This window comes from Brevundimonas sp., assembly GCF_027484365.1.
Lineage (GTDB): Bacteria > Pseudomonadota > Alphaproteobacteria > Caulobacterales > Caulobacteraceae > Brevundimonas.
Window position 1 is genome coordinate 71386 of record NZ_JAIXTC010000022.1, and the last position, 21919, is coordinate 93304.

Sequence of the window (21919 nt, forward strand, 5' to 3'; positions counted from 1 at the left end):
GCCGCCGTGCGCGATCTCCCTCTCCCGCAAGGGGAGAGGGATTCTCACCCCGGCCGGAGTTCCTGCTTCACCCGCTCCGCGAGGGTCTTGATGTCCAGGGGCTTGGGCAGGAAGGAGACGCCGGTCTCGTCCTGAAGCAGGTCTGAGAAATCGCTCTCGGCATAGCCGGAGATGAACATGACCGGGGCGTCGCCGAGGTACTGGCGCGCCTTCTTGAGCAGACTAGGTCCATCCAGGCCGGGCATGATGACGTCCGAGATCATCATATCGATCTGGCCCGCCCATTCCTCGGCCAGGGCGAGGGCCTCCTCGCCGTCGGCGGCCTCGATGACCTCATAGCCGCGCTGGCGCAGCAGGCGGGCGGCGATGCCGCGCACAGCGGCCTCGTCCTCGACGAACAGGATGCGGCCGTTGCCGGACAGGTCGCGCGGGGCGGTCTTGACCCGGGCCTCGACGGGGCCGGCCTCGATCAATTCCTGTTCCGAGGCGGCGGGCAGGAAGATGCGGAAGGCGGCGCCCGCCCCGTCCAGATTGGTCACACCGATGTGGCCGCCGGCCTGCTGGACGATGCCGTAGACGGTGGCCAGGCCCATGCCCGTACCCTCGTTGACCGCCTTGGTGGTGAAGAAGGGTTCGAAGATCTTGTCGAGCAGCTCCGTCGGGACGCCGGGACCGGTGTCGGAGACCTCGATCAGGGCGCTGTCGCCCTCGGGCGCCTCCAGCCATCCCATGGCGCGGGCGGCCGCCTGGGTCAGGCGCTGGGTCTTGATGGTGACCACCCCGGCGCCCGGCTCGACCACGCCCCGCATGGCGTCGCGGGCGTTGACGGCCAGGTTCATCACCGCCGTCTCCAGCTGGGACTTGTCGGCCAGGACCACGGGGAGGTCGCGGCCGTAGTCGGTCTCCAGCCGCACGTCCTCGCGCAGCAGGCGACGCAGCAGGACGGCGAACTCCCCGACCAGTTCTCCGAGGTCGAGACGCTCGCGACGGACGGTCGACTTCCTCGAGAAGGCCAGCAGCTTGCGCACCAGGTCGGCGGCGCGGATGCCCGTCTGGCGGATCTGGTTCAGGCCGTCATAGGACGGATCCCCGACCGGATGACGCTCCAGCAGTTCGGACAGCTGCAACTGGATGGCGGTCAGAAGGTTGTTGAAATCGTGGGCGACGCCGCCGGCCAGCTGGCCCACGGCCTGCATCTTCTGGGCCTGGGACAGCTGCAGCTCCATCGACTTCTGGGCCGAGACGTCGAACAGCCAGACGCGGCGCTTGTCGCCTTCGGGGGCCACGTAGAGGTGCAGCATCTTGTCGGGATGGGCGCGGGCGACCAGTTCGATCGGGCCCGTCGATCCGGCGGCGATCCGGTCGCGGGCCTCGATCACCCCGGTCGGATCGAACAGATGGCCGAAGGCGGCGTCGCGGGCCGAGGCCGGGCCGGTCAGGGTGGCCAGGGCGGGGTTCGCCTCTTCGGCACGACTGGAGAAGATGTCGTCGCCGGCAATGACCGCAGAGCCGAACGGTGCCCCGGCGGCCATGGCGCGGGCATCACCGGTCGAGGCGGCGTAGGCGGGCGTGGCGACGGCGGTCGGGGTGCTGCTGAGGGTCGCCTCGGGCGCCTCGCGGACGAGGAAGCGCCCCTCACCGGCCTGACCGATCAGGACCTCGATCTCGCGCTCGCCGATCAGGACGATGGCGCGGCCCTGATGTCCCTGACGCGCCTGGGCGAAGGCCATGTAAAGGGCCTGGGCGGACTTGCCCTTCGGCAGGTTGACGGTCGCCCCGTTCTCGGAGGCCCAGGCGCCGTTGTAGGCCAGCACGGCGCCGGACGCCCAGACCAGGGCGGCAGGCTCGGCCATGGCGTCCAGCATCTCCACCGCCACATCACCGGCAGGTCGGTCGCTGCTGCGGACATCGATGCGGTTGAAGGCGAACAACCCCATCAGGGCGACGGCGGCCACCGTGACCAGCAGGATCATGTGAGGCGTCGTCAGGGGACCGGCCTGGAAGGCAGGCCAGGCCAGGGCGGCCACGGCCACGGCAAAACCGGCCGCCATCAGGATCACGGTGATGTCGAACTTCGGCGCCGGCGGCGCGCTGGAGACGGTCATGGCAAGTCAGCCCCGCGAATCAGTGGGCTGATCATACAGCGCTATCGACGCTTCCGCTTCTGCATGACGAAGCCGATGACCCTGGCGGCGGCTTCGAAATGCTCGCGCGGGATGGTCTCGTCGATATCGACGGCGGCGTAGAGGGCCCGGGCCAGAGGCACGTTCTCCACGATCGGCACATCGTGCTCGCGCGCGACTTCGCGGATGCGCATGGCCAGGGCGTCGACGCCCTTGGCCACGCAGATCGGGGCCGCATCGCCATGATCAGGCTCGTAGCGCAGGGCGACCGAATAGTGGGTCGGGTTGGTGACGATGACCGTAGCCTTGGGCACGTTCTGCATCATCCGCTGGCGGCTGCGCTGCATGCGGATCTGTTTCAGCTTGGCCTTGACGTGCGGATCGCCCTCCGAGTTCTTGTACTCCTCCTTGACCTCTTCCTTGGTCATGCGCTGGCGTTTGGCGAAGCGCATCCTCTGCCAGACGAAGTCGGCTCCGGCGCCCAGAACCAGGAAGACCAGGGTCGAGGCCATGAGGGCGATCATCAGATCGCGCGAGAGCGGCAGGATGGTCAGAGGCGACATAGCCGCCATGTTCTCGAACTCGCGGGCGTGAGGCTTCAGCACCATCCAGCAGATGACCGAGACGGCGATCAGCTTGGCCAGGGTCTGGGCGAACTGCATCAGGCCGTCGGGGCCGAAGATGCGCTTCAAGCCCGCCATCGGACTGACCTTTTCCCATTTGGGCTTCATCTTCTCGGCCGAGAACAGGAAGCCTGACTGGAAGACGTTGCCGCCGACGCCGCCGACGATGGTCGCCAGCATGACGGCCCCGAGGAAGGGGGCGGCAGCCCAGATGGCGTTCATGCCGATCTCGACGCCGGCGCCCGCCTCGAGCCCGCCGATCAGCTGATGGGGCGAGGCGATGAAGGGGATGAAGGCCTGGGCCATCGAGTTGGCGAAATAGCCGCCGCCCATGACGATCACGGCGGTGGCTCCGAGGAGGCTGAGGGCCGGGGCGACGTCGGCGGATTTCGCAACGTCGCCCTTCTTTCGCGCCTCCTCGAGTTTCTGGGGAGACGCCTCTTCTGTCTTGGACTCGGGATCCTGGTCTTCAGCCACCGATCCCTCCCGATCCGGAGACGAACAGGTTGGCCAGCGCGCGGTAGCGGTCGATGAAGACCGTTCCCAGCACGCCGAGCGACAGGGCGAAGATCGACAGGCCCAGGATGATGCTGAGCGGGGCGGCGGCGAAGAAGATCTGGAAGGCCGGCATCACCCGCCCGACCAGACCCGCCGCGAGGTTGAAGATCAGGGCGAATACGATGACCGGCGCCGACAGCTGGACGCCCAGCATGAAGCTGTCGCCCACAGTCCGGATCGCAAGCTCCGCGAAGTCGGCGGCGATCAGGGGGCGGGCCGGGGCGATCAGCTCATAGGAACCGACCAGCCCGGCGATGAACAGGTGATGGGTGTCGGTGGCGAAGACCAGCACCGTGCCGAACAGCATCAGGAAGGCGGCGATGGTAGTGTTCTGGCCGCCCATCAGCGGGTTGGCGGTCTGGGCGAAGCTGAGCGTGGTCTGCAGGGACACGATCTCCCCCGCCGTGGACAGGGCCGAGGTGAAGGCCCGCAGGATGGCGCCGATCATCAGGCCAGTGATGACCTCGCGGATGACCCAGCCGACCGTGGCGCCGAGACTGTCGGGCAGGGCCGGCAGGGCGCCGCCGATCACGGGCCACAGGCATAGCGAGATGACGAGGGCCAGCGACAGCCGGATGCGCGGCGGCACATAGGTCTCGCCTATGCCCGGCAGGGTCAGGATCATGGCGCCGATGCGGGCGAAGATCAGCCCGCCGGCCCAGACCTGATCGGCGGTGGCGTAGGGCTCCATCCGGCCCCGCTACATGCCCGAGATGCGCGCCGCGATGGTCCGCATGAAGGCGCCCAGCAGTCCTCCCATCAGCGGCAGGAACAGCAGCAGTGAGATGAAGATGGCGATGATCTTGGGCGCATAGACCAGGGTCTGTTCCTGAATCTGGGTCAGGGCCTGAAACAGGCCGATGCCGACGCCGACGACGAGGCCGACGATGAGCACCGGCGCGCACAGCTGGATCGTCAGCCACAGGGCGTCGCGGCCCACATCCAGAACTTCCGCGCCGCTCATCGTTCACACACCCCGGGAATACTCGGCAGAAAATGCCGGGAGCGTGGTTAACGGGAGGTTAGCGGCGGAGCGAAAGGCCGCCCGGTTGGCCCCAACTAAATGGACGCACGGCCAGACGCTGCGCCTTGTTGCATGTTATCCTGCCAAACCAAGCATCTGGAGAAGCTTGGTTGGGTCAAAGGCCCGTGGAGGCCGCCGAATGAAAGCTTGGAAGCTCACAGATGAAATGTTCGCGCCCGCGTTGATTGCGGGCGATATCATGGTCTGCAGTCTTGAGTATTACAGCGACCTAGAAGAGCGAACTGGGGACCGTTGGATTGGCGATCGGCTGGAGACAGGCGGCGAAGTTTTCGTTGGGCACTACAACAACAAGACGTCGCCAAAGCCGGTCATCGATAGGCTATCCAAGCTGTTTAGCGGTGATGGAACGATCGAAGCTCATGGGTTACGCTTAAAGAGCGAGGCACCCCATTCGCACATATTCTGTGCGACGGTCGGCGATATCGATGCGCAAGAAGCGTCATTTACGTACAGCGCTTCGGTCGAAATCACTGACTTCGAGGGGCTCGCTAAGGCGATCTACGACAAGGGCGTTCTCCGGGACGCTCAGGACGTGAAGGTTTCCGACATTTTCTCAAAATGTGAATTCGGTAAGGTCGCATACGAAGAGAAGGTCGTGACGATCGAGTCCGGCCTAGATGCTACCTCATCACCGTTTGTGAAGCCTACCCTCTATGCGCAACAAGAAGAGGTTCGTATTGTATTAGAAGCTCGCGAACCTCTAATCCACGATCGACAGTTTATCAGAATTCCTGACCCCGAACGGTATTTCGCGCCGCATTACAGGAAGCGAGTTGGTACGCCTCCTCATACAGAAACACCTCTCCTGGAGGAGATTCGTACTCTCGTTGGCGAATTGAAGGCCTTCGATGACGCATTCAATGTCCGCCACGAGCTCGCCCTCAAAGAGTACAGCACAACTATCAAGCTGCTAAAGGTCGAACTGGGGACGCTAGATTCGCCCGAATTTTATGCCCGGAAGCGAGCTCTATTTGAACCGGTCGATGTTGCCTTCATGAAGCACCACGAAGCGATGCGCACTCGGTTCCGAACCCGCATCATGAATCTAGCGTGGCGCGCACGTATCGAACTCGGACTCCGCGTGAGAGGTGGCGCGGTCCTGTTTGACGAAAGCACACTGGAAGCGCTGCTTGCACGACATGACCTTAACGCAGAGCAAGGGCCGTCAATGGCTCACCTTCGCGAGACTACCTACTTTTACGGACGGCGCCCGCCTGTACCTGCCGCTTGGATAGGGTCGCCTCTCTGGGACACTATGTGGCCTTAGGAGCCTAACCCGCCGCCTTCTCCCTCTGCGCCTCCGCCTCCCTGCGGCGGCCCAGCCGCTCCAGCGCCACAGCATGCGCGAGATGCAGCTCGCCCCAGCGCGGGGCGAAGGCTTCGGCCTCGGCGTATTTGGTGGCCGCATCGGCCCAGCGCCCCTGGGCGGCCAGGGCGTCGCCCCAGCCCTTCAGCGGATCGGCCCAGCGGGGGCCGCGCGCCGCGGCGTCCCGGAAACGGGTCAGGGCCCGTGCACTGTCGCCGCGCGCCAGCAGGGCCAGCCCCCGACGCTGGTAGGCGAACGGCAGGGAGGGGGCGAGGCGGATGGCGACGCCGTACTGGCGGTCCGCCTCGGCGCGGAGCCCCTGCGCCTCCAGCACGTCTGCGCGGAAGGCGGCGCAGGCGACGTAGCGATCCCCGCGGCCGAAGGCGGCCTCGGCCTCGGCGTACCGGCCGGACAGCCCCTCGGCCAGACCGAGGAAACAGGGCGCCTCGTAGAAGGTGAAGGCGACGTCGGCGTCGGTGGTCCAGAGGGCGTCCAGCGCCTCCGCCGCAGCGACGGCTCCCGCGCGGTCCTTGGCGGCGAGCGCGCGATACACCTCGATCATCCGGCGGGTCGCGATCGTCACCGGTTCATCGGGCGGTGCGGCGGCCAGGTGGCGGAGCGCCCCGGCGAAGTCGTGACGCCGCCCCTCGGCATCGGCGAGACTGACCTCCTGACCGCCCAGAACCCCTTCGCCGCCCGTCGCCGCGATGTCGGCTTCCGCCACCTCGACGGTGCGGGTCCAGTCCTGAAGCAGGAGGAGGTAGGGAGCGCTCTCCCTCGGCCTGCCGTCCGCGCCCAGTTTTGCGGCGAACTGACGACCCGCGCGCGCGGCGGCTTCCTCGCCCTCGACATCGAACAGGGTGGTGATCAGCATGTCCCAGACGTCCTGATCGTCCGGCAGGGATTGCAGCGCGAGCCGCAGTTTCTCGACCGCCTCAGCCGGGCGGCCGATGCTGGTCAGCAGAAGCGCCCAGTTATAGGCCAGTTCCCCGCGCGAACCGGGGTGAGCCGCATAGGCATCGGGGATGAACCGCTCGGCATCCTCGTAGCGCCGGGTTTCCAGCAGATAGCTGGCGAACAGCTGGGGTTCGAACCGGCCGTAGATGTATTCCGCCGCCTCGGTGATCAGGCGCGGCATCTCGGTCTCGGGACCGGTGAAGGTGCGGCCCCGCACCCCGTCGGCACGGATGGTCAGGGAGACCTCGCCGTCGACGCTGACCGTTACGGCGCCGCCGATGTGGGTCTCCTTGCCGAACCAGCCCCGCAGAAGCTTGTCGATCTCCCCGATGGAGACGCCGGTCGACGGCACGACGACGGCGACGTCGCGCGTCCAGTTCAGGGCGACGGCGCGGTTCTCGGTCGAGTTTCGGGCATCGGCTCCGATCGTGGTGACGACGTCGGCGACGCTGCGGGCGATGACCTGTCCGGTATGGCCGCGCCGGGTCAGGCCGTAGGGGCTGTCGAACGGGTCGACGACGACGGCGCGCGAGTTAGCCGCCGTCCAGACCATCAGGGCGAGGCCCGCGACAAAGGCCACGCCGACCAGGGCGGTCATGACGCGCAGGACGAAGCCCATCCGCTCGTTGGAGACCTGGGCCTTGATAAGCCGGCGCTGTTCCTCGACCAGCAGGACGGCCGGGTCCGGCGGCCCCATGGTTTCCTCGGTCGCCTCCATGGCGTCCTCGGCCATTTCGATGGCGTCGAGGCTTTCGGTCGCTTTCTCGCGACGTCGGCCGAGCCGGATGCGTCCCTCGCGCGGATCTTCGTCGGTCATCCAGCCCCCTGAAGCCGGGAGGTTAGACCGATGTTCGCCGGCGGCAAAGCGGCCCGGTCCTTGCGGATTTCCCCTCAGAAGAGAGATCTCCCATGGCCTGGACCGCGATTTCGACCCGAAACGAGACACCGCCCATCGCACGCGGCGGTTGGCTCGACGCCCTGCGTTTCATTGTGGCCTCGATGATCGTCCTGCATCACTTCCAGGCGGCGGGCCCGGTCCCGCTGGCGGAAAGCCTGCATCCGGTGTTCGAGCGCGGCGGCTTCCTGCTGACCAACTTCTTCCTGATCGACAGCGGCTACGTCCTGATGCGGGTCTATGGCGGAGCGGTCGGACGCGGGGCCATGTCGCCCGGCGACTTCTTCATCAAGCGGTTCCTGCGGGTCTATCCGGCCCATCTGATCATGGGTCTGGCCCTGGTGGCGCTGGTGGTGCTGAGCGCTGCGATCGGCGTGGCGCCGCGCAATCCGGAATGGTTCGCCTGGGACCAGCTGCCGGCCCAGCTGACCCTGACCCAGGCCTTCGGACTTCATGGCGGTCTGGGCTGGAATGCACCCAGCTGGTCGGTCTCGGCCCTGCTCGGCTGCTACGTCCTGTTCCCCTATATTCTGCGGGCGCTGAGGACGATGGGGCCGTGGGGCGTGATGGCGGGTGTGATCCTGCTGTATCTCGTCGCCAACGAGGCCTGCCACGCCTTCCTCGGCTACCCTGTCTATCAGATGCCCCTGAAGTTCGGCTTCCTGCGGGCCCTGCCGCTATTCATCCTCGGCATGGGGCTGGCGGTGTTCTCGGAGAAGGTCTTCGTCGCCCCGCGTCTGGCCCGGATCGTCGGTGTCTCGGCCGCCGTGGGTCTGGCGGTGGTCCAGTTCCATGACAAGAACGCACTCATCAGCCTGACCTTCATCTCCCTGATCATCCTGGCCGCGGGCGCCATCCCGGTGCTGCGCCCGTCGAAACTGGTCGAGCGCGCCAGTGTCGTCTCCTTCTCGATGTTCATCAGCAACGAAGTCGTGCGGATCGCCTGGTTCGGCGTCGCCAATGTCCTGATCGCAAAATACGCCCTGTCCACGGAGGTCCAGTGGGCGATCTGGGGCGCCGGCGTCCTGGCCGCCGTCGGCTTCGCCTTCGCCTTCCACGCCGTGATCGACGATCCGATCCAGTCGTGGATCAAGCGCCGGCTGGCGCGCGGCCGCATCCAGCGCCGTCCGGTCGAACAGGGCGCGGTGGTCTCGATCGAGGGCTAGTCAGGCCGCGTCAGACTGCGTTCGCTTGCCCTCAGGGGCAATCGTGCGCATTGAGCGCCATGCCCTCCAGTATGCTTCGCGACGTCTATATCACCGGGACCGGCGCCTTCCTGCCTGGTCCGCCGGTCGGCGTTGAGGCGATGGAAGACTTCATCGGCCGGATCGGCGGACGGAGTTCCGCGGTCGGCAGACGCGCCCTGCGCTGGAACGGGGTCGAGACGCGCCACTATGCCCTGACCCCGGAGGGCCGCCCGCTGCATTCCAATGCCTCGATGACCGCCGCAGCGACGAAGGCGGCGCTGGAGGATGCGGGGCTGTCGATCGGCGCCCTGAAGCATCTGGCCACGGCGACGACCCAGGGCGACTATATCGTCCCAGGCCACGCCAGCGCCGTGCATGCCGAGCTGGGCGCGGGGCCCATCGAGATCGCCAGCTACCAGTCTGTCTGCGCCTCCGCCCTGATGGCCGCCAAGGGGGCCTGGCTCCAGGTCCGGGCAGGCGAAGCCGAGGTCGCGGCGGCGGCGGCCGGGGAGTTCTCGTCCCGCTGGTTTCGGCCGGAGTTTTACGAGGGCACGTCGCTGGTGGACGCCAAGGGCCGGGCGCGGGTCGAGGCGGATTTCCTGCGCTTCACCCTGTCGGACGGCGCGGGCGCGGTGGTGATGGAGCCGAAACCGAGACCCGACGGCCTGTCGCTGAAGGTCAACTGGATCGACCTGACCTCGCTGGCCGGACGGTTCGATCCCTGTATGTGGGCGGGGTCCACCTTCGCCGACCGGGCGGACATGAAGTCGGCCTGGAGCCACGCGGGACCCGTCGCGGCCCATGCCGCCGGATCGATCGCGCTGGTGCAGGATTTCGAACTGTTGAAGATCGTCATCCGGGCCTGGATCGGGGTCTGGCTGGAAAAGGTCGATCAGGGGCGGATCGTCCCCGACCAGGTCGACCACCTGCTCTGTCACTATTCGGCCCGGTCGCTGCGGGAGGAGATCGTCTCCGTCCTGAAGAGCACCGCCGCCATGATCCCCGAGGAAAAGTGGTTTTCGAACCTGCCGACCGTGGGCAACATCGGCGCGGCCTCAATCTGGGTCATGCTGGATGAGTTCATGAAGTCGGGGCGGGCAAAGACGGGCGAGAAGGTCCTTCTGATCGTGCCCGAGAGCGGCCGGGCCATGGTCGGGTTCATGATGTGCGAGGTGGTGTGATGGCGGACGGTTCACGTGTGGACGATCAGGTCACGGACACCCTCAGGAAACTGGCGGTGGTCTTCGCCGACTTCGAACAGCGGCTGGAGGCGACGCCCCTGATCCGCAAGCTGACACGCGGCCGGTTCGAACTGGCCGACTATCAGCTGTTCCTGATCAATCTGCGCCAGCAGGTGAAGGACGGGGCGCTGTGGATGTCGCGCGCGGCGTCGAACGTCGGCGAGAGCCACCTCGAGCTGCGCTCGACCCTGATGCGCCACGCCGTGACCGAGCATCGCGACTTCCGGCTGCTGGAGGCCGATTTCGTCTGTTCCGGCGGCGAGGTCGATGTGATCCGCTCGGCCCCCAAGAACGTCGGCTCCGAGGCCATCTCGGCCTGGATGTTCCACGAGGCGTCAAAGCCCGACCCGTTCGGCCTGCTGGGCGCCATGTTCATCATCGAGGGGCTCGGTTCGATCAAGGCCGCGCCCTGGGGCCGGCTGGTCAAGGAGCGTCTGAACCTGCCCGACGAGGCGGTGCGGTTCCTGCTCTATCACGGCGAGAACGACGCCGAACACATGCAGGAATTCGAAGAGATGTTGCGGATGGTCCTGCCCGATGCCGCCGTCGCCGAACGCATCGTGATGACCGCGAAGGTCACCGCCCGCCTCTATGCGCTGCAGATCGAGGAGATCGCTGCGTGAGCCTGTCCGACGGCGGCGAAACGGCGAAGTGGAAGACCGATCCGTTCGACGCGCGCCGCTATGACGCCAACGATCCAGACCCGTGGCTGGCGCTGTATCTCGACCACTCCCTGCCGATCGACCCCCAGGCCAAGCGAGCCCTGCTGCTGGGGGCCCGGTCGTGGTCGCGGCGGTGGCTGTTCCCGGTGTCGCGGCCGCTGGTCTTCCTGTTCTTCTGCATCGTGAAGGTGCTGCGGGCCATTTCGCCGCGCTATCCGAACCTGAACGGCCTGTTGCACAAATCCATCCACTGGGGGCTGCGGATCTTCGGGTCACCGGAGTGCAACACCCTGATCCTGAGGCATTTCCACGTCGGCACAGAGTTGCTGGCCTTCCTCAAGGCCAATGCCGGGATCGATCCGGCTCTGGTCAAGACCGTGCCGTTGAAGCCCCTGACGCTGAAGGATCTGGAGGACAACGTCTTCCTCCAGCATGACCTGAACATCTTCAACTTCATTATCGAGCTCAACATCGCGCTGCGGGCCGCGGGCAAGGAGATCACACCGCCGGAGCGAGTCGACTTCTCCATGCTGTCGGACATCGAACCGGACTTCGAGGTCTTCCCGACCGGACCGCTGAACCGCATCGACATCCAGACGGCGGTGGAGTTCTACACCCCGCTCTACGCCCTGATGTTGCCGCGCGCCGACTTCATGCGGGCCAGCCATTCGCTGCAGCTGGACGAGATCGTCGGCATCTATATCGGGCGGATCCTCGGCACCGATTACCACATGCATTTCGTCAAGAACGGCCACCCGCTAGTGACCCTGTCGACAATGCAGGCCGGGTTCCGGCTGATGATGCACGGGCTGGACTGTGAGGCCATGCACGGCTGGCTGCGGGTGCTCAAGGCGCGTCAGGAGGCGGGCCTGCCGCTGGATCCGCGCGACCCGACCGGCGGACCGGAGCTGGCATGACGGACGCGGCGATCGACGGGTGGCGGTTCTGGATCGACCGGGGCGGCACCTTCACCGACATCGTCGCCCGCGCCCCCGACGGCGCCCTGACCACCGCCAAACTCCTGTCCGACAACCCCGACCAGTATGAGGACGCCGCCGTCGAGGGCGTGCGCCGCATCCTGGGGGCCGCGCCCGGCCCCCTGCCCGCCGGTCTTGTCGCCGACATCCGCATGGGCACGACGGTCGCGACCAACGCCCTGCTCGAACGCAAGGGTGAACCGACGGTCCTGGCCATCACGCGCGGCTTCGGCGATGCGCTGCGCATCGGCTGGCAGGCCCGCCCCGACATCTTCGCCCGCCACGTCGTCCTCCCCGAGCCGCTGCACGACCGGGTCATCGAGATCGACGAACGCGTCCGCGCCGACGGCTCCGTCGACCGCCCGCTGGACGAGGTCGCCGCCCGCGAGGCCCTGACCGCCGCCTTCGCCGCCGGCTATCGCGCCCTGGCCATCGTCCTCGTCCACGGCTGGCGCTTTACCGGTCACGAGACCCGCCTCGCCGCCCTCGCCCGCGAGATCGGCTTCACCCAGATCTCGGTCAGCCATGAGGTCGGCGCCCTGATCAAGCTGATCGGGCGCGGCGACACGACCGTGGCCGACGCCTATCTGTCCCCGGTGCTCGACGCCTATGTCGCGCGCGTCGGCAGGGCCCTGGGGCCCGACGTCCCCCTGATGTTCATGCAGTCGTCGGGCGGCCTCGCCAGCCCTTCGGCCTTCCGGGGCAAGGACGCCATCCTGTCCGGACCGGCCGGCGGCGTGGTCGGGATGGCGGCGACGGCGGAGGCCGCGGGCTTCGACCGGGTCATCGGCTTCGACATGGGCGGCACCTCGACCGACGTGTCCCACTATTCCGGCAGTTTCGAGCGCACCTCTGACGCCGTCGTCGCGGGCGTTCGCCTGCGCGCCCCGATGCTGTCGATCCACACGGTGGCGGCCGGCGGAGGCTCGATCTGCCGCTTCGACGGCTCGCGGCTGCGGGTCGGCCCGGAGTCCGCCGGCGCCGTGCCCGGTCCCGCCGCCTATCGGCGCGGCGGCCCCCTGACGGTGACCGACTGCAACGTCCTGCTGGGCAAGCTGCGGCCAGAGCTCTTCCCCGCGGTCTTCGGCCCGAATGGCGACCGGCCGCTCGACCACGCCGCCGTCACCCAAAAGTTCGACGCCCTCGCCGCCGAGGTCGCCGCCGCCACCGGCCGTCCCACCGACCCGCTCGACCTCGCCGAGGGCTTCGTCGCCATCGCAGTCCAGAACATGGCCGAGGCGATCAAGTCGATCTCCATCCAGCGCGGTCACGACCTGACCGCCTATGTGCTGAACTGTTTCGGCGGCGCGGGCGGCCAGCACGCCTGCCTCGTCGCCGATGCGCTCGGCATGACGACGGTGATGCTGCACCCGTTCGCCGGCGTCCTTTCCGCCTATGGCATGGGTCTCGCCTCGGTCCGGACGATCCGCCAGACGACCGTCGCCGCACCCCTCGCCCCCGCCTCCGACGTCGCCTTCGCCGACCGCATCGCCGCGCTCGACGCCGAGGCCCGCGCCGACCTCCTGGCCCAGGACCTGCCCGCCGCCTCCATTACCTCCGAGGCCCGGGCCGAGATCAAGTTCGCCGGCAGCGACACCCCCCTGACCGTCCCTTTCGGCCCCGCCGCCGCCATGGCCTCGGCGTTCGAGACCCTGCACCGTCGGCGCTTCGGCTTCTTCGCCGGGGACAAGGCGCTGGTGGTCGAGACGCTGGAGGTGGAGGCGATCTCGGCGGTCGAGGCGCCCGCGACCAAGACAGATGCCCAGTCGACCGCGACCTCGACATCCATCGATGCCGTGTCCGTCCGCCTCGCCGGCGCTCACCATGCAACGCCCGTGCACAGCCGCGAAGCCCTCGCCCTTGGCGCCCGCATCCCCGGTCCGGCCGTCATCCTGGAGTCCACAGGCACCACGATCGTCGAGCCCGGCTGGTCCGCCCGTGTCGACGCCTCGGCCAATCTGATCCTCGAACGCACCACCCCGCTCGTCGGCCGCGCCCCCATCGGCACCCATGCCGACCCGATCCTGCTGGAGGTGTTCAACAGCCGCTTCATGGCCTGCGCCGAACAGATGGGAGAGGCCCTGCGCGCCACCGCCTATTCGGTGAACATCAAGGAGCGGCTCGACTTCTCCTGCGCCATCTTCGATCAGACGGGTGCCCTGATCGCCAACGCCCCGCACATCCCGGTCCACCTCGGCTCGATGGGCGAGAGCATCCGTGTCGTCCTCGCCTCGCGCGGCGAATCCATGCGGCCCGGCGACGTGGTCATGCTGAACGCCCCCTACAACGGCGGCACCCACCTGCCCGACATCACCGTCATCATGCCGGTCTTCCTCGAAGACGAGACGACGCCCGCCTTCTTCGTCGCCGCACGCGGCCACCACGCGGACGTCGGCGGAATCACGCCGGGCTCCATGCCCGCCTCTTCCACAACGGTCGAACAGGAGGGGGTGCTCATCGACGACTTCCTGCTGGTCGAGGGCGGCCGTCTGCGCGACGTCGAGACCCGCGCCCTGTTCGCCTCGGGTTCATATCCGTCGCGCAACGTCGACCAGAACATGGCCGACCTGAAGGCCCAGGTCGCCTCCTGCCAGCGCGGCGCTGACGAACTGAACCGCATGGTCGTCGAGTTCGGCCGCCCCGTCGTCGAGGCCTATATGGCCCACGTCCAGTCGAACGCCGAGGAAGCCGTCCGCCGCGCCATCGCCGCCCTCAAGCCCGGCGCGTTCGCCTACGAGATGGACGACGGCGCGGTCATCCGGGTCCGCATCGACGTGGATTCTGACGCCCGCACCGCCGTGGTCGACTTCACCGGAACCAGCGACCAGCGCCCGACCAATTTCAACGCGCCTCTGTCGATCACCCGGGCGGCGACCCTCTATGTCTTCCGGACCCTGGTCGACGACGCCATCCCGCTGAACGAGGGATGCATGAAACCCATCACCCTGATTGTGCCGGAAGGGTCGATGTTGAACCCCCGCTATCCGGCGGCGGTCGTGGCCGGAAACGTCGAGACCAGCCAGGCTGTCGTCGATACGCTCTACGGAGCCCTCGGCATTCTGGCCGCCAGCCAGGGCACGATGAACAACTTCACCTTCGGCGACGCGACCCGCCAGTACTACGAGACCATCGCCGGGGGCGCGGGGGCAGGGCCGGACGCCCCGGGTGCCAGCGCGGTCCAGAGCCATATGACCAACAGCCGCCTGACCGACCCCGAGGTGCTGGAGACCCGTTTTCCCGTCCTGCTGGAGGAATTCTCCGTCCGCCGGGGTTCGGGCGGTATGGGCGCGGCGAAGGGCGGCGACGGGGCGACACGGCGTGTGCGCTTCCTCGAACCGATGACCGCCGCCATCCTGTCCGGCCACCGCCGCATCGCGCCCTTCGGGGCAGCAGGTGGCGAGCCGGGAATGGTCGGGGCGAACCGGATCGAACGCGCAGGCGGGTCGGTGGAGGTGCTGGGCTCTACGGCAGAGGTGTCGATGGCTCCCGGCGATGTCTTCGTCATTCACACCCCCGGCGGCGGCGGGTTCGGTTCGGACTCCCTCTCCCGGCGGGAGAGGGCTTGAGGTTCGGAGAGCGAAGCGAACCGCAAACCGAAAGGGTGAGGGGCTTGCTCTCACCGGTTCACACCGAACCCCTCACCCTTTCGCGCAAGGACACTCGCTGACGCTCGTGTGCGCTCAAGCCCTCTCCCTCTGGGAGAGGGGTCAACAATGGTGCATCGTCTCCCCAACTCTCGGGGAAATCGTCGATGCTCGTGCTGCTCGGAATACTGGTCGTGGTCGCGGGCTTCGTGGCCCGGATCAATCCGCTGCTGGTCATCCTGGCCGCGGCCATCGTCACGGGCGTCTGCGCCGCCATGGCCCCCGGCGTCAGCCTCGCCGCCCTGGTCCAGGCGGGCGTCGCGACGCTCACCGCCTTCGGGGAGGCCTTCAATGACAACCGCTACTTCCACGTCGTCTGGCTGATCCTGCCGGTCATCGGCCTGCTCGAACGCGCCGGGCTTCAGGAGCGCGCCCGCATGCTGATCGCCAGGGTCAAGGCCGCCTCGGCCGGACGCCTGCTGCTTGCCTATCTGCTGATCCGCCAGGGGACCTCGGCACTCGGCCTGACCTCACTCGGCGGCCACCCCCAGATGGTCCGACCGCTCGTCGCCCCGATGGCGGAAGGCGCCGCCGAAATCGAAGCCGGCGGGACCCTGCCCGACGCCGTCCGTTACCGGATCCGGGGCATGTCGGCCGCCACCGACAATATCGGTCTGTTCTTCGGTGAGGACATCTTCATCGCCATCGGCTCCATCATCCTGATGGTCGGCTTCCTCGAACAGGCCGGTATCATCGTCGAGCCGCTGCAGCTGTCGATCTGGGCCATTCCGACCGCCATCGCCGCCTTCCTCATCCACGGCGCGCGCCTGTTGATGTTCGACCGCGAGGTCCGCAAGGCCCTCTCCGGCACCACACCGGAGGCCGGCCAATGATCACCCTCGATCAGGTCTACATCCTCGTCGGGCTGATGTTCCTCGCCTTCGCCATCCTGACCCTGCGCGACGCGAGCCATCCGACCCGGATCCGCAGCGCCCTGTTCTGGGGGCTGCTCGCCGGATCCATGCTGTTCGGATCGCATCTCGGCGGGCTCGGCAACGGCCTGCTGATCGTGGCACTGGTCGCACTCGGCGGACTGTCGAAGCTCGGCGTAGGCAAGCCTGAAACCACTACGACGGAGCAACGCCGCGAGAGCGCGGCCCGGCGGGGCGACGCCCTGTTCCTGCCCGCCCTGATCGTGCCGGTCGTCGCCGTCGGCGGGACGCTCGCCGCCAAACACACCGGCTGGGGCGAGGCCCTGTTCTCCTCCACCCAGACCACATTGATCGCCCTGGCCCTGGGCTGTCTGATCGCACTCGGCGCCGCCATGGCCTGGCTCCGGCCGCCCGTCACCGCTCCGCTTCACGAAGGGCGGCGGTTGATCGACTCCATCGGCTGGGCCGTCCTCCTGCCCCAGATGCTGGCGGCGCTCGGCGCCATCTTCCTGGCCTCGAACGTCGGCGGCGTGGTCGGCGAGGTCGTGACCCAGGCCGTGCCGATGAGCTCTTCCCTGGTCGCCGTCGTCGCCTACTGCCTCGGCATGGCCCTGTTCACTGTCATCATGGGCAATGCCTTCGCCGCCTTCCCGGTGATGACCGCCGCCATCGGCCTGCCCTTCGTGGTGGGACAGTTCGGCGGAGACCCCGCCATTGTCTGCGCCATCGGCATGCTCGCCGGCTTCTGCGGTACCCTGCTGACGCCCATGGCGGCCAATTTCAACGTCGTCCCGGCCAACCTGCTGGAGCTGCCCGACCGCAACGCCGCCTTCAACGGCGTCATCCGCGCCCAGGCCCCGACCGCCCTGATCCTGCTCGGGGTCAACATCGCCCTGATGTATTTCCTCGCCTTCCGGTTCTGACATGTCCCATGCCCTCGACGCCGACACGGCCTCCCGCTTCGCCCGGGCGGCGCTCGGTCATGTGACGAAGGAATACCCCAACAAGCTGGACCATGTGCTGGACGGCCCCGAGGACGCCCTGGGCCCCCGTGCCCTCCACCCCGTCTTCTTCGGCAGCTTCGACTGGCACTCGTGCGTCCACGGCTGGTGGACCCTGTTCACCCTGCGCCGCCTCTATCCGGACATGGCCGAGGCCGCGGCCGTCGCCGATCTGGCGGACGCGTTGTTCACGCCGACGAACGTCGCCGTCGAGGTCGCCTATCTGGCCCGGCCCTCCAGCCGAGGGTTCGAACGCCCCTATGGCTGGGCCTGGCTGCTGATGCTGCAGGCGGAGCTGGAACGGCATGCCGATCCGCGTGGCCGGACCCGGGCCGAGACTCTGCGGCCGCTGGCGGTGACGTTCGCCGGCCGGTTCAAGGCCTTCCTGCCCATCGCCACCTATCCGGTACGGACCGGGACCCACTACAACACCGCCTTCGCCCTGCGGCTGACGCTCGACTACGCCGAAAGCGCCGGCGACACGGAGCTGGCCGACCTGTGTCGGTCCGCGGCCCTGCGCTGGCATGCCGCCGACCGCGATGGCCAGGCCTGGGAGCCCTCACAGGACGAGTTCCTGTCGCCGACCCTGATGGTGGCTGAACTGATGCGTCGCCTGGGCCATGATCAAGACTTCGGATCCTGGTTCGATCTCTATCTTCCGCGACTCGAACAGCAGGAGCCCGCGACCCTGTTCCTTCCCGCCACGGTCAGCGACCGGTCGGACGGCAAGATCGCCCATCTGGACGGACTGAACCTCAGCCGGGCCTGGTGCTGGCGGGGAATCGCCTCGGCCCTGGCGGCGGACGACCCGCGCCGCGCGGTCGCCCTGAAGGCGGCGGCGGACCACCTCGACGCCGCCCTGCCCCACGTCACCGGCGACTATATGGGCGAACACTGGCTGGCGAGTTTCGCGCTCCTGGCCCTGCTCGCCGACCCGGGCTGAGCGACGCCAGGCCCAGGTTCGACCGGGGCTTTTCCAGCCTTTCGCGCAAAAAAAGGGGCGGCCGATACGATCGACCGCCCCCAGCTTTTTACTTTGACGCGCCTTAGAAGCGGGCGGTCAGACCGACGTAGTAGCGACGGCCGAGCAGGTCGTAGGTCGACGGGTCGGTGTTCGACGCGACCGACGGCGAGTAGACCGGAGCCAGCTCGTCGGTGACGTTGTTGATGCCGGCGCGCAGGGCGATGGCGTCGTTCACGTTCCACGAGGCGTTCAGGTCGAAGTAGTGGATGCCGTCGATGACCTGGGCGCGGTTGTTGAAGTTCTCAACCGAACCCTGGTAGCGCCAGCGCACGCCCAGACCGATCGGGCCGTTGTTCCAGTTGAGCGAGGTCAGCGACTTCCACTCAGGCAGGGTCAGGCCGAACGAGTTCGAGATCGTGCCCGTACGGTTGGTGAAGGCAGCGCCCGGCAGGTCCTGGCGCTCCCAGTTTTCCAGCCAGGTGCCCGTGACGTTCAGGGCCAGTTGACCCCAATCCGGGGCGCCGAGATCGGCCAGCGCGGCGCGCCAGTCGACCTGGAAGTCCACGCCCGAGGTGCGCAGGGTGCCGAGGTTGGCGTTGGTCTCAAACGTGTTGGTCAGCTGACCCGTGCCCGGATCGCGCTGGAACAGCAGGCAGTAAGTGTTGCTCGGCGAGTAGGTCGGGTTCGAAACACCGTCGAAGTTGTAGCAGCGACGGAGCTGTTCGGTGACCGACACGGTGCCGACCACGTCCTCGATCTCGATCTTGTAGTAGTCGAGCGAGCCCGAGAGGTTCGACAGCCAGGGGTTCGAGAACGGCGACTGCCACACGATACCGCCGGTGACCGAGTCAGCGGTTTCCTCGAACAGGTTCGGGTTGCCGCCGGTCAGGCCCTGGGTCTGCTGGTTCGGGAAGGTGTAGGTGGCGATGATCTGGCTCGGAACGCCCTGCGCGAGGCAGAGGGTCTGGACCGAGGCCGCGCCGGCGGCGCCCGGAGCGCGATAGGCGCCGCGGATGTCGCACGGGTCACCCGAGAACTGACGGGCGCCGCTGGTGGACACCGGAGTGCCGACCGACGGGAAGTTGACGTTCTGCGGGCCGAACAGCTCGCCGATCGACGGTGCGCGAACGGCGCGCTGGATGCCGCCGCGAACGCGCAGGCCGTCCACGATTTCCCAGTTCAGGTCCGCCTTGTAGGAGTCGACCTTGCCCACCGAGTCATAGCTGGACACGCGGTAGCCGAGGTTGGTTTCCAGGCTGCGGATGAACGGCAGATCGGCCAGCAACGGGATCAGGATTTCGCCGTAGCCTTCATAGACCTGGTCCGAACCCGAGAGCGACTGGCCGGCGTTGAAGCCGGCGTTGTCGAACTGGTTGGTCAGGGCGCCCGAAGCGGTCGGCAGCAGAGCCGTGGCCGAGAGGCCCGAGTCGGCGACGAAGCGGTAGTCCTGTTCGCGGAAGCTGCCGCCGAGGGCGACGCGGACTTCACCGGCCGGCAGGTCGAAGACGCCGCCCTGCAGGTTGACTTCAAAGACGCGCTGGTCGGTGACCGTCGTGTTCTTCGACAGACGGCCGATGTAGGCCGCGCAGGATGCCGACAGCGCCGACTCGCCGAAGGGGTTGAAACCGCCGGTGCAGAGCGTGCGGCCGCCGTCGGCCGCATCCAGCAGACGCTGGACCGCCGAACGCGAGACGTTGCCCGACTGGGTCGTGACGTTGTCGACGCGACCGAACGAGATGTAGGCGTCGTAGGTCCAGTCGCGCGTGCCCGGCAGGTCGCCACGGAGACCCGTGGTCATCTGGTAGACCGAATAGGTTTCCGAACCCTGGCGCGGGCCGAGGGCGTTGAAGCGCTTGTTCAGCTGGAAGTTGGCGTTGGGGTTGGGACGGCTGTTCAGGACGGCGCGCAGTTCGGCCGAGATGAACGGATTGGTCGTGGGAACGCGGAAGCCCGTGCCCGACGCAGCCGGCGTGGGGGCCAGGACGTTGGCGGTCTCGTACTGCGAGAACAGGAACTCGGTGTAGACTTCTGCGGACGGGTTGATCTCGTAGCTGGCCGAGGCGAACGCGTTGTAACGCGTCTGCGGCAGGATCATGTAGTTCAGGCCGGCCGTATTGTAGATGAAGTCGGTCTGTTGCAGCGGGCCCGGGGTCCGGAAGCCTTCGTAGTCGATGCCGCCCGGGCTGACGAAGTCACGAGCGCCCTGATAGGCGAACAGCGTGCCGTTGTTGTTGAAGCCGAAGGTGTTGGTGTTGGTCGCGCCCGTGATGAAGCTGGCGACGACGGCTTGCGACGGCAGGTTGGTGCCTTCGAAGACCGTCGAACCCAGCGGCGACGTGCCCGAGAAACCGCCGATCGCGGCGAAGTCGCGGTCACGGTTGTAGAGCAGCTCGCGGTTCGAATAGCCGAGCGACAGGACGGCGTGGCCACGGCCGTCGGCCAGGTCGCCGCCGACGGTCAGGCTGACCGAGTCGGTGCCGGCGTCGTTACGGTCGGATTCGCCGTACTGCAGGTCGAGCTGGACGCCTTCGAAGTCGTTGTTGAGCAGGAAGTTCAGCACGCCGGCCACGGCGTCCGAGCCGTAGGTCGACGAGGCGCCGCCGGTGATCGTCTCGATCGACGAGATCAGGGCGGTCGGCAGGATGTTCAGGTCGACGACCGACGAGGCGTTCGACGGGATGACCCGGCGGCCGTTCAGCAGCACCAGGGTGCGGCCGGTGCCGAGGCCGCGCAGCTGCACGTTGGCCTGACCGCCGGCCGACGGGTTGTTCGACGAGGCGTTCGCGGCGGGCGTGAACTGCGGCAGGTCGTTGATGAGGGTGTCGATGTTGACCGAACCCGTCGCCTGGAAGTCTTCCTGCGAGACCGTGACGATCGGCGAGTTGGCGACATAGTCCTGACGGACGATGCGCGAACCCGTGACCACGATGTCGTCAACGGAATCGTCTTCCTGGGCGTCCTGCGCCATGGCGGGCGCAGCCATCAGGCTGGCGGCGGCGACCAGGGCCGCGCCGGCGAACATCGAGGTGCCGAGAAGTCGGCGACGGTAGGTGGTGTCGGTCAAAGGGGCTTCTCCATGAGCATTCTGTTTTGAGGTCGGACCTTTGGCCCGCCCGTTCCGGACCCGCGCGGACGCAAATCTGGAACTTGCGCGCAGCGATACCGCACGCCGTGGATCGGTCAATGAGCATGGCTGAACCGCGACGCTTTCGTGAAAGAATGTCACATTCAGACCACGCACCTGCCCCATTGGCTCAAGGGGCAAGATATCGCGTAAGAAGCGTGGGATCGCTCGTCTTGGGGACACCGAACATGCGCAACAAATCACGGTTTCTGACTGTGTCCGGGCTCGCCCTGGCAGCGGCGGTCCTCGCGGCGCCGATCGGCGTCCATGCGCAAGACGCGACGCCTTCCAGGCCCGCGTTGCTGGAGGGTTTGCTGGCCTGTCGGGCGATCACCGCGACGGACGCGCGGCTGGCCTGTTTCGACGCCGCGGCCGCCGCCTTCGACACCGCCGAACAGCAGGGCGAGGTGACGGTGATCGACCGGACGCAGGCGCGCGAGACCCGCACCCGACTGTTCGGCCTGGACCTCGACACAGCCAATCTGTTCGGCCGCCTGCGACAGGATGACCCAGTCGACGCGATCGAGACCACTCTGACCAGCGGCCGGCAGGACGGACGGGGCCAGTGGACCTTCGTCCTCGCCGACGGTTCGACCTGGCGTCAGATCGACATGGAGCGCGTCACCAGCCGCGTCGCTCCCGGGGCCCCGGTACGGATCCGCCAGGGCGCGGTGGGCAGCTACCTGCTGAGCGTCGGCGGTGCGCGGTCGGTGCGCGCCCGTCGCGAACGCTGAACCCGC

At 67.5% G+C, this 21919-nt stretch carries 16 protein-coding genes; 10 read left to right on the top strand and 6 right to left on the bottom strand.

Annotated features, from left to right (window positions below; translation table 11 throughout):
• Window positions 1-44: 44 nt before the first annotated feature.
• The 4 genes from cckA to fliQ are packed head-to-tail and all read right to left on the bottom strand — an operon-like array spanning window position 45 to window position 4268.
• Window positions 45-2105: a cell cycle histidine kinase CckA gene (gene cckA / locus Q0044_RS11380; RefSeq protein ID WP_298162309.1), complete on the bottom strand. Its 2061-nt coding sequence runs from the start codon at window positions 2103-2105 to the stop codon at window positions 45-47.
• Between the two features lie 41 nt (window positions 2106-2146).
• Window positions 2147-3223: a flagellar biosynthesis protein FlhB gene (gene flhB / locus Q0044_RS11385; protein ID WP_298162311.1), complete on the bottom strand. Its 1077-nt coding sequence runs from the start codon at window positions 3221-3223 to the stop codon at window positions 2147-2149.
• The gene (fliR, locus tag Q0044_RS11390; RefSeq protein WP_298162312.1) at window positions 3216-3995 is read right to left on the bottom strand and encodes a flagellar biosynthetic protein FliR; all 780 of its coding nucleotides are present in this window, start codon (window positions 3993-3995) and stop codon (window positions 3216-3218) included. The genes flhB and fliR overlap by 8 nt, the downstream gene beginning before the upstream one ends.
• Window positions 3996-4004: 9 nt before the next feature.
• Entirely contained in the window at window positions 4005-4268 is a 264-nt protein-coding gene (gene fliQ / locus Q0044_RS11395) for a flagellar biosynthesis protein FliQ (RefSeq protein ID WP_271085266.1), read from the bottom strand.
• Window positions 4269-4467: 199 nt separating this feature from the next.
• Here fliQ and Q0044_RS11400 point away from each other — a divergent pair, with 199 nt between their 5' ends.
• Entirely contained in the window at window positions 4468-5616 is a 1149-nt protein-coding gene (locus tag Q0044_RS11400) for a hypothetical protein (RefSeq protein ID WP_298162314.1), read from the top strand.
• A 4-nt stretch (window positions 5617-5620) separates the two neighbouring features.
• Here Q0044_RS11400 and Q0044_RS11405 read toward each other — a convergent pair whose 3' ends face one another.
• Window positions 5621-7429 (bottom strand): tetratricopeptide repeat protein, encoded by a 1809-nt coding sequence (locus tag Q0044_RS11405; RefSeq protein WP_298162315.1) that lies wholly within the window; start codon window positions 7427-7429, stop codon window positions 5621-5623.
• 92 nt (window positions 7430-7521) lie between these two features.
• On the opposite strand from Q0044_RS11405, the gene Q0044_RS11410 reads away from it, so the two are divergent.
• The 8 genes from Q0044_RS11410 (at window position 7522) to Q0044_RS11445 (ending at window position 18034) form a co-directional block, all read left to right on the top strand.
• Window positions 7522-8673: an acyltransferase family protein gene (locus tag Q0044_RS11410; RefSeq protein WP_298162316.1), complete on the top strand. Its 1152-nt coding sequence runs from the start codon at window positions 7522-7524 to the stop codon at window positions 8671-8673.
• 59 nt (window positions 8674-8732) lie between these two features.
• Window positions 8733-9875, top strand: a complete 1143-nt coding sequence (locus tag Q0044_RS11415) for a beta-ketoacyl-ACP synthase III (RefSeq protein WP_298162317.1) — start codon at window positions 8733-8735, stop codon at window positions 9873-9875.
• On the top strand, window positions 9875-10558 hold the full coding sequence (locus Q0044_RS11420) for an iron-containing redox enzyme family protein (protein ID WP_298162320.1): 684 nt from the start codon (window positions 9875-9877) through the stop codon (window positions 10556-10558). The genes Q0044_RS11415 and Q0044_RS11420 overlap by 1 nt, the downstream gene beginning before the upstream one ends.
• On the top strand, window positions 10555-11514 hold the full coding sequence (locus tag Q0044_RS11425; protein ID WP_298162321.1) for a DUF6999 family protein: 960 nt from the start codon (window positions 10555-10557) through the stop codon (window positions 11512-11514). Before Q0044_RS11420 ends, Q0044_RS11425 begins: the two co-directional genes overlap by 4 nt.
• On the top strand, window positions 11511-15140 hold the full coding sequence (locus tag Q0044_RS11430) for a hydantoinase B/oxoprolinase family protein (protein ID WP_298162323.1): 3630 nt from the start codon (window positions 11511-11513) through the stop codon (window positions 15138-15140). The genes Q0044_RS11425 and Q0044_RS11430 overlap by 4 nt, the downstream gene beginning before the upstream one ends.
• A gap of 185 nt (window positions 15141-15325) precedes the next feature.
• On the top strand, window positions 15326-16051 hold the full coding sequence (locus Q0044_RS11435; RefSeq protein ID WP_298162324.1) for a DUF969 domain-containing protein: 726 nt from the start codon (window positions 15326-15328) through the stop codon (window positions 16049-16051).
• Window positions 16048-17013, top strand: a complete 966-nt coding sequence (locus Q0044_RS11440; RefSeq protein ID WP_298162325.1) for a DUF979 domain-containing protein — start codon at window positions 16048-16050, stop codon at window positions 17011-17013. The genes Q0044_RS11435 and Q0044_RS11440 overlap by 4 nt, the downstream gene beginning before the upstream one ends.
• Before the next feature lies 1 nt (window position 17014).
• Complete coding sequence (locus Q0044_RS11445; protein WP_298162327.1) at window positions 17015-18034, top strand: DUF2891 domain-containing protein; 1020 nt, start codon at window positions 17015-17017, stop codon at window positions 18032-18034.
• Between the two features lie 103 nt (window positions 18035-18137).
• Here Q0044_RS11445 and Q0044_RS11450 read toward each other — a convergent pair whose 3' ends face one another.
• Complete coding sequence (locus tag Q0044_RS11450) at window positions 18138-21077, bottom strand: TonB-dependent receptor domain-containing protein (RefSeq protein WP_524536174.1); 2940 nt, start codon at window positions 21075-21077, stop codon at window positions 18138-18140.
• A 290-nt stretch (window positions 21078-21367) separates the two neighbouring features.
• On the opposite strand from Q0044_RS11450, the gene Q0044_RS11455 reads away from it, so the two are divergent.
• A complete protein-coding gene (locus Q0044_RS11455) occupies window positions 21368-21913 on the top strand; it encodes a hypothetical protein (RefSeq protein WP_298162332.1) in 546 nt (181 codons plus the stop codon).
• Window positions 21914-21919 lie beyond the last annotated feature (6 nt).